Origin of the sequence: Runella limosa DSM 17973, from assembly GCF_000482465.1 — a bacterium.
In the GTDB taxonomy this organism is placed as follows: Bacteria; Bacteroidota; Bacteroidia; order Cytophagales; family Spirosomataceae; genus Runella; species Runella limosa.
Genome location: NZ_AXVJ01000066.1, coordinates 33,279 through 40,596, shown reverse-complemented (window position 1 = coordinate 40,596; position 7,318 = coordinate 33,279). Strand labels below are relative to the sequence as shown.

Sequence of the window (7,318 nt, the reverse complement as noted above, 5' to 3'; positions counted from 1 at the left end):
GTATTCACTTCAAGGCATTAGATCTTGGTGTTGACAGCAGCACGCCGGCGGGCAAGTTGGTTTTGCAAATCTTTGCAGCACTGGCCGAGTATGATAGGGAGAGTATTCTGGAAAAAACCAGAGCGGGGCAACTGCTGGCAAAAGCCAAAGGCAAACACATTGGTCGCCCTGCCGGACTGGATGCCGACAAGTTTGCCAAAGTTAAGAAAGCACTGGAGCGTGGGCTATCGGCAGCTGAAACAGTCAGTTTAACCGGCATCAGTATGTCGAGTGTAAAGCGCTATCGAAAACAAATTGAAAAGACAATTGATCAGCCAGCTATCTCCAAGTGACGGTTTTTGTACGAAACGGCAAAACTACCCAGAGTTTTAATAAAAAAGTATTACCCAAAGTCGTGTTCTCCTTCAAAAATCAAGGGGCTAGCTACTGCTTTGTTCAAGCAAGACCCCATTAGCGGCATAAAGACCATGGGAGCGGATGCCGAAAAGCTTGTAGAGTAGGTAAAAAACGAAAACAATTAGAATTTTATGTTAGTATCAAATTTTGAATTGCTGATTAAGAGAATTGCCCCAAGAGTTCTATCCAATCCTAATTTTATTGATACAAATGCTATTGCTCGTAGAGCCGTTCAGGGTTATTTTTTAACTATCTCTAATCAAACGAATCGACGGCTGTACTTAAAGATAAGGGTTGTTTTTAGTACTGATGACCTATCGGACTCTACAATTACTACCCGTAATCCAGGCTATTTGGTAGCCAATAGAGAACTTAATCCAATAACTGGGATACTTGCTCCAAATCCTATCATGGGCAATAACTACCTGTATGCCTATGATATTGCGGGCGGGCAAGCTACTGGTGCAATTCAAGCAGGTCTGCTCAATGGACCAATCGAAATTCGGAGCGAAATCAACAATTTTATTGTAGCCAAGGCAGGGTTTATTACCGTAAAACTAGAAAGAAACCAAACAGGGTCTTTTCAATTGCTTCCGAACGTACTTGATGATACCATAAGAGAAAACGCCAACCTAGAAATAAGAGGATACGTTGAAATTTTCCAATCATGTGTATCAGAACCTCAGTTAAGTGCTGGAAGTGGGGCAACCGGAAGTAGCACAAAGTTGACAGGAAATTACCTCACTACTAATGCCAACGTTTTATTAACTGCCGAGCAACGAGGAACTATTTTACCAAATGATTTTACGCCTTCTTTTAACCCTGCTATTAATCAGATTGGTGATTTGGATAATTACAGTTATGCGATTCCGTTGGCCAATCCTGGTGGACTCTACAACTTGCCACCAATTATGGAAAGTATGCAATATGGTAGAGTAGTGAACCCTGCTACTGGTATCAATGATGATTTCATGAGTGCCTATCAAACAGCCGACGAAAAGCAAAAGGTACGAATGGTGTTGGCCATTAATGAATTTTTGAAGGCTAATAAGATCCCTATTGCCCCATTAAAGTTTACGAAGTAAGATAATGGCTGATATGCCCCTACTAGGGGTTTAAAGATTGTGAGAGCCGATACCGAAAAGCTTGTAGAGAGTAGGTGTTTTTATGCCAAAGGAGCGTAAAAGAGGCTGTCTTAAAAGGGATAGCCTCCTTTACTTACCCCAAAAAATGCCTACTGTTTAATATCTTTTGAGGCGCATTAGAGTATCGCCAAAAGTGGCATTAAAAAAATAACCAAGAATTGGTTACATAACTTCTATTCTAACGTATAAGTAAAAAAAAACCAATCGAATGAAAACATTATTGGCAATTATTGCACTTTTTGTAACAGGATTTTTATCGTTACAACCAAACCAACAACTTTCAATCAAATATGTTAACGTAAAAATTGATGCTAAGTCAACAACTGATTGGCTTCAAAAGCCCATCAAAAGCGTAAAATTAGCACAAGCCAATTCTGGCAATGCTTTCTATGTTGTTGAAGGAAATAAAATAAAGTTGTATATAACGGAAGAATTGCCTAAGCCTTTTAATGTCAATGAGTTTATGGCTGCTGTAGAGGCAGCACAAGGCCAAACTAACAGTAAGATTAAAGAGGATATGTTTTTTAATCTCAACAATCTTACTTCTTATGGTATGATGAACATTGACTTATGGGGACATAACCGTAAGGTAGTAGCTATTAATGGGAAGCAAGTAGCTATGATTACCGCAGACCTCATTTATGTAGCACCAAATATCAGTAAGAATTACTTTTATACCATATTGGAAGGACATTACAAAGCAAGCGATCCTATGCTCCGTAAAGCCTATTTAGTACACTTGGATTACAATAAAGTTCCTACTGTTTTCCAAAGCCGTGTGTGGACAGAAGGGGCATCGTCGGTCATAAAAGTGGGAATGGGTAAGCCTGATTATCAGCAGATTAAAGTTGGTAAAAAAACAGCCCCAATCGGAGGATACCCAGTGATAGGATTCGTAGATTTGCCTGCAACAGCCAAAGTGAAACCAAAACGCAATCAGGTTTACTATATCAAGTACGAACTTAAAGGCATAGGTGCCAAATTTGCTTTGCCTATTCAGATTTTTATACCTAGTTCAAATAAAGACTTCTCTGGCCAAACCATGCTTGGATGCCCTGTTTGCCCTGTTAATGTTGGCTATACACCAGACCCGTCAGTAAATGACAAAGAAGAAGGGAATTAAATAATATAGACGTGCAAACTAAATACAGATTATTAATGGTTGTTTTGTTGTGCTATAGCCTAGCGGTTATAGCACAACAAAATGTTGCTGTTAATTATAAACGTAAAGCAGATTCTAGTTTCTTAAAAGGGAATATCAAAGATGCAGAAAGATGGTATCACCAAGTAGTTGAAATACGACGTCAACAGAAAAAGTTTGCAGAAGTTGCTTTTGCCCTTACCGACTTAGCTGCCCTAGAATTGACCAAGGGTAATACTTTAAAATCAGTGCAATTAGGCCGTAGTGCTTTGAATTTACTTCCAAAATTTCAAAATGATACGATCGAGTTTCGTATTGTGAGTTATTTATCCATTTTTTATGATGGACTTTATAAACGTGATTCGGCTGATTATTTTGCTGATAAAGCAGAAGCACTTATTGAAAAAAGTAAACTGGTTCAAACCCGCGATGAAGCTCTTTACCATTTTCTTAATCGAGGCCTGCGAGCTTTACATCAGAACGATTTTAAGCTGGCAGATACTTATTTTCAAAAAACACTCTCAATATCACACCGTGTCTCAACTTTTGATATAGGGGTATTGTACAATAACATGGCGTTGAGCTTATTTTATCAAAAAAAATACGATACCTCGTTAAAATACTACCAACGGGCCTTAACTAGCCGTATTAATAGCAATGCGGAACGGGTATGGCTCAATTTAGCGGAGTGCTATCTAGCCTTACAAAATTTTCAAGCAGCTTTCAAAACTATTAATGTTTCCTGGAAAAAGTACCAACTAAACCAAATTGAGGGTAAAACCACTGCAAATTTACAGTTTGAACAACGTTACTGGCGTGCTTTAGGTGTATATTATAAAGCGATTTCACAATTACCAAAGGCACTTGATAGTTTCCAGTTATCGTTGCAAATAAGTAAAAAAAATAACCCCAAAGGCTTAGAAACTGCTGATATTTTGGGTCAAATGGCTCAATTATACACTATACAAAGCCAACCAAGAAAGGCATTAGCATTTTACCAGAAAGCCCTAGAAGCAGGCCATAGATACTTTGTAAGTGAGGATTTTTATCAAAACCCAGATTTGAATAATATCTTAGTCGAGCGTGAATTTTTTCTATCCCTTCTAGGTAAAGCCAGTGCTTTCAGCCAACTGCACAGCCAAACCCACCAAGAAAAAGATTTAGAAGCAGCTTTGGAAACTTATCAGTTAGCTATAAAGTTAGCCGACAAAATGAGACTTAGTTATCAATCTCCAGAAGCGAAATTATTCTTTACCGAAAATCACTACTCAGTTTATGAACAAGCTATTCAGGTTGCTTATGAGATGTATAAGCGTACTCATAAACTTCACTACCAAAATCTTATTTTTGATTTTTATGAAAAAAGTCGGGCTGCGACCCTCTCAGATATTACTAGAGACGCCGATCTCAAGCCTAAAACAATTCCTGCTAAGTTACTAGCCAAGGAGAAAAGATTATTTCAACAGATAGCAAGTTTAAAAGCCATAATTCAGCAAATTGATAGCCTCAATACAAAGAAGTATAAAGTACAGCTGCTAGATAAAGAACTTGAATTAGAACTACTTACTGAACGCTTTGAGAGAGAATTTCCTGCCTATTTTCAGCTTAAATACGCTACACATTCGTTTAACCAAAATTACATCAAACAGCAACTTCTTAGTAATGATGCGGCCTTAGTTGAATACTTTTTGACACCTACTCAACTTTATATATTGGTTTTAACACGTGAACATTCACAGGTAATAGTTCAAGGCGTTGATAGTAGTTTCCGAAAATCAATTTTGCAATTTAGGACATTGTTAAGCCAAAACCCAGGAAGCAAAATGTATGAAGGGGAACAATCTTCTGCAAAACTTTATACTAATCTGATTACACCCATTATACCCTTGATTTCAAGCAAAAAGCGGTTAATTATTGTGCGAGATACAGAGTTGAACTATTTGCCGTTTGAAGTATTAGCCGTTAAACCTGATGATTATTTACTAAAAAAATACGCGATTAGTTACGCTTATTCGGTGAGCCTTTTATTGGACTCTCTTAAAACAAAGCCTTATTCTTCAAGGTTATCAATTGCTCCTTTTGTGGGTAGAACACTCAACAAAGGCGCTTTTAGAGATAATCCTCTTGTACCACTTCCTGCGTCTGAAGGGGAGGTAAAACAGATTGGTGGTGATGTGTATCTTGCCAAAGAAGCTACCAAAAAACACTTCTTGGAGCAATATCGAAATCACGGTATTATTCATTTTGCCACACATGCGCTTACCAATGATAATGACCCTATGCGCTCATTTATAGCCTTCTATCCTGACAGCAATGAATACCGTCTTTTTACCAATGAATTGTATGATTTGAATTTGAGCCATACTCAACTGGTTGTTTTGAGTGCTTGCGAGACAGGAGCAGGGAAGTTACACAGAGGAGAAGGCGTAATGTCACTTGCGAGGGCCTTTGCGTATGCAGGTACCCGTTCGGTAGTTACGACCCTTTGGAACGCCAATGATGACGTAACAGCTTATATTTCAACAAAATTGCATGTTTATCTTAATCAGGGGCTTACGATTGATCAGGCATTACAAAGGGCTAAGCTGGACTTTTTGAGTTCTCACCTTGCTCGAAGGTATGACCATCCCTATTACTGGGCAAATTTAATACTCATCGGTAGAACAGATTCTATTGAAACCACAGCAAAGAGCCATTGGAAATGGTTTGTCGTATTGTGTATTTTGATAGGGCTTGCAAGCGGGTATTATTTGTGGAGAAAACAAAAAAATTAAAACAACAATTTCCACTTTACTTTCCATTTATCAATTGTTGGTATGTTAAATTGGAATCTAGGGTTGGATTCAATTTGTTCTAATAAGTCTTTTGCTTGTTGGTTTTTACCTGTTTTTTGTAGAGCTACGACTTCATACCATGCAGCCGCATCGCGGTAATAAGGGTGTATATTGGGAAGCCTTTCGATTTGATCAAAAAGCAAGGTGGCTTCATGAGAATTTCCGTGTTGTACTAACGAGACTGCTTTATTAAGTTTCTCTAATACAGGGTCATTCATCACATGATTATTACTTCGTTCTGAAAAAGCCATGGGTTCATAAGTTACATCGCTAAATGACAAATAACTGATAACGAATGCGATAGATGCTACAGAAGTTACAGCACTTAGCTTTCTAGTGAATAACCACCTATTTCTTAGTGGTATAACTTTTACTTCAGTCGTTGTTTCCTCGGTTTCTTCGTTGGCCCATTCTGCAAATTTAGCTATTTGAATTTGTTGGATTTTTTCCCTTAGTAGCTGCCGTTCTGTGACTTGAGCTAGAAGTTTTAATTTGGTGACATCGTCTTGTAGAATGCTGTCAGACGCTATTCTTTCTTCAAACGCTATCTTCTGTTCTTCCGTAAGTTGATTTAGAAGATAGCTACTTATCAGTTGAATTTCTGCTTCAGTTCGTTTCATTGTCTTTGTAAATTATCGGGACATCAACTGGGATGTCACTTTTTCGAGGCAGTCGCTTTTTGCGTTCCTAACACTCTGTTCGCTTTTGAGTTTTCCTTCCGATATGAGTATGTCTGACATTTCTTTACCACTCATTCCTTCAACTAACCACAGTGTAAAAATTTGTTTACAGTGTTTCCCTGCTTTTTCAAAAATGGCTAAGTACCTATCCCACCTCTCTTTTTCAGTTAGTAAAACACTAATATCTGGTTCGTCCTCATAAATTTCTTTTGCAAATTTATCGTCTCGGTCTTCACGGTTAGACTCCTGACTTAGAAATTTATGCCATAAATTTTTACAAATCGTAGTTAGATATGCCGAAAGAGATGTACTTGATTGAGGAACATAACGTCCCTCAATAATATTATGCACTAAAGCTTCTACCGCTTCCCAAATAATATCTTCAGGCTGTTTAACATAGTCTTTGGTATTTGAGCGATTTGACAGGAATTTGATTAGAAAACTCCGATTTTGTGTATAAATAGCTTCAATCGCTTTGTCTCGTTTTCTTCCGCCTGCTAAAATTCCATCGACAATATCACCATCTGAAAGCCCTCGCTTAATACTTGTACTCATATTATACTTCTAGTGGGGTAATTTATCATGTATAGGGCGAAAATATTTAAAATATTGCATTACTGCATAAAAAATATAGAACATACATTACAAAAAGAGGGATTGAGGGTATAAGTCTGTAATTAAACATCTCAAAATATGCAAACATCATTACGCCCTTGTTCTGAGTCCGCTATTTACTTAAACCGAAATAAGACTGTGATTCCATTTGATAAAATCTTAAGAGTAGAGGGCAGAGGGAATTATACAGCATTTATTCTCAAAAATAGCATTCAGGTGCTGGCTTCAAAAACTTTATCATTCTATGAACCAACTCTGCCGTCTCATTTTTTGAAGATACGAAAAGGGCTTATTATCAACTGTAGTTATATTGTATTACCTAAGTGTAAAAGAATAAAACAAATACAAATGATTGATGGCGTGGAGTTGGAAGTTGCACGCCGTCAAATGCTTTTGGTTAATCAGTATTTGGCAAGTTGGCAGGTCGGGTAATGCTAGTATGAGATGTGCTGATTTAGCCGCGCGGGCTAGTGTAAAATTTAAATTCACTTCTTTGAAACGAAGGAT

7 protein-coding genes are annotated in these 7,318 nt (G+C 37.7%); 5 read left to right on the top strand and 2 right to left on the bottom strand.

Going from position 1 to position 7,318, the window contains the following annotated elements; genetic code table 11:
• The 4 genes from K339_RS32940 to K339_RS0108110 all read left to right on the top strand — a co-directional run.
• On the top strand, nucleotides 1-332 hold a 332-nt coding region (locus K339_RS32940; protein WP_037299646.1), incomplete at its 5' end, for a recombinase family protein.
• Between the two features lie 195 nt (nucleotides 333-527).
• The gene (locus K339_RS0108120) at nucleotides 528-1,481 is read left to right on the top strand and encodes a hypothetical protein (RefSeq protein ID WP_157607522.1); all 954 of its coding nucleotides are present in this window, start codon (nucleotides 528-530) and stop codon (nucleotides 1,479-1,481) included.
• 268 nt (nucleotides 1,482-1,749) lie between these two features.
• Complete coding sequence (locus tag K339_RS0108115) at nucleotides 1,750-2,664, top strand: hypothetical protein (protein WP_028523163.1); 915 nt, start codon at nucleotides 1,750-1,752, stop codon at nucleotides 2,662-2,664.
• Nucleotides 2,665-2,675: 11 nt separating this feature from the next.
• Complete coding sequence (locus K339_RS0108110; RefSeq protein ID WP_157607521.1) at nucleotides 2,676-5,456, top strand: CHAT domain-containing protein; 2,781 nt, start codon at nucleotides 2,676-2,678, stop codon at nucleotides 5,454-5,456.
• Here K339_RS0108110 and K339_RS0108105 read toward each other — a convergent pair.
• Nucleotides 5,453-6,136 carry a hypothetical protein gene (locus K339_RS0108105; protein WP_028523161.1) on the bottom strand — a complete coding sequence of 228 codons (684 nt, stop codon included), beginning with the start codon at nucleotides 6,134-6,136 and terminating at the stop codon, nucleotides 5,453-5,455. The genes K339_RS0108110 and K339_RS0108105 overlap by 4 nt on opposite strands.
• A 12-nt stretch (nucleotides 6,137-6,148) precedes the next feature.
• Entirely contained in the window at nucleotides 6,149-6,751 is a 603-nt protein-coding gene (locus tag K339_RS0108100) for an RNA polymerase sigma factor (RefSeq protein ID WP_028523160.1), read from the bottom strand.
• Nucleotides 6,752-6,889: 138 nt separating this feature from the next.
• Here K339_RS0108100 and K339_RS0108095 point away from each other — a divergent pair, with 138 nt between their 5' ends.
• Nucleotides 6,890-7,243, top strand: coding sequence for a LytTR family transcriptional regulator DNA-binding domain-containing protein (locus K339_RS0108095; RefSeq protein ID WP_084332144.1), 354 nt, complete (start codon nucleotides 6,890-6,892; stop codon nucleotides 7,241-7,243).
• Nucleotides 7,244-7,318: the final 75 nt, after the last annotated feature.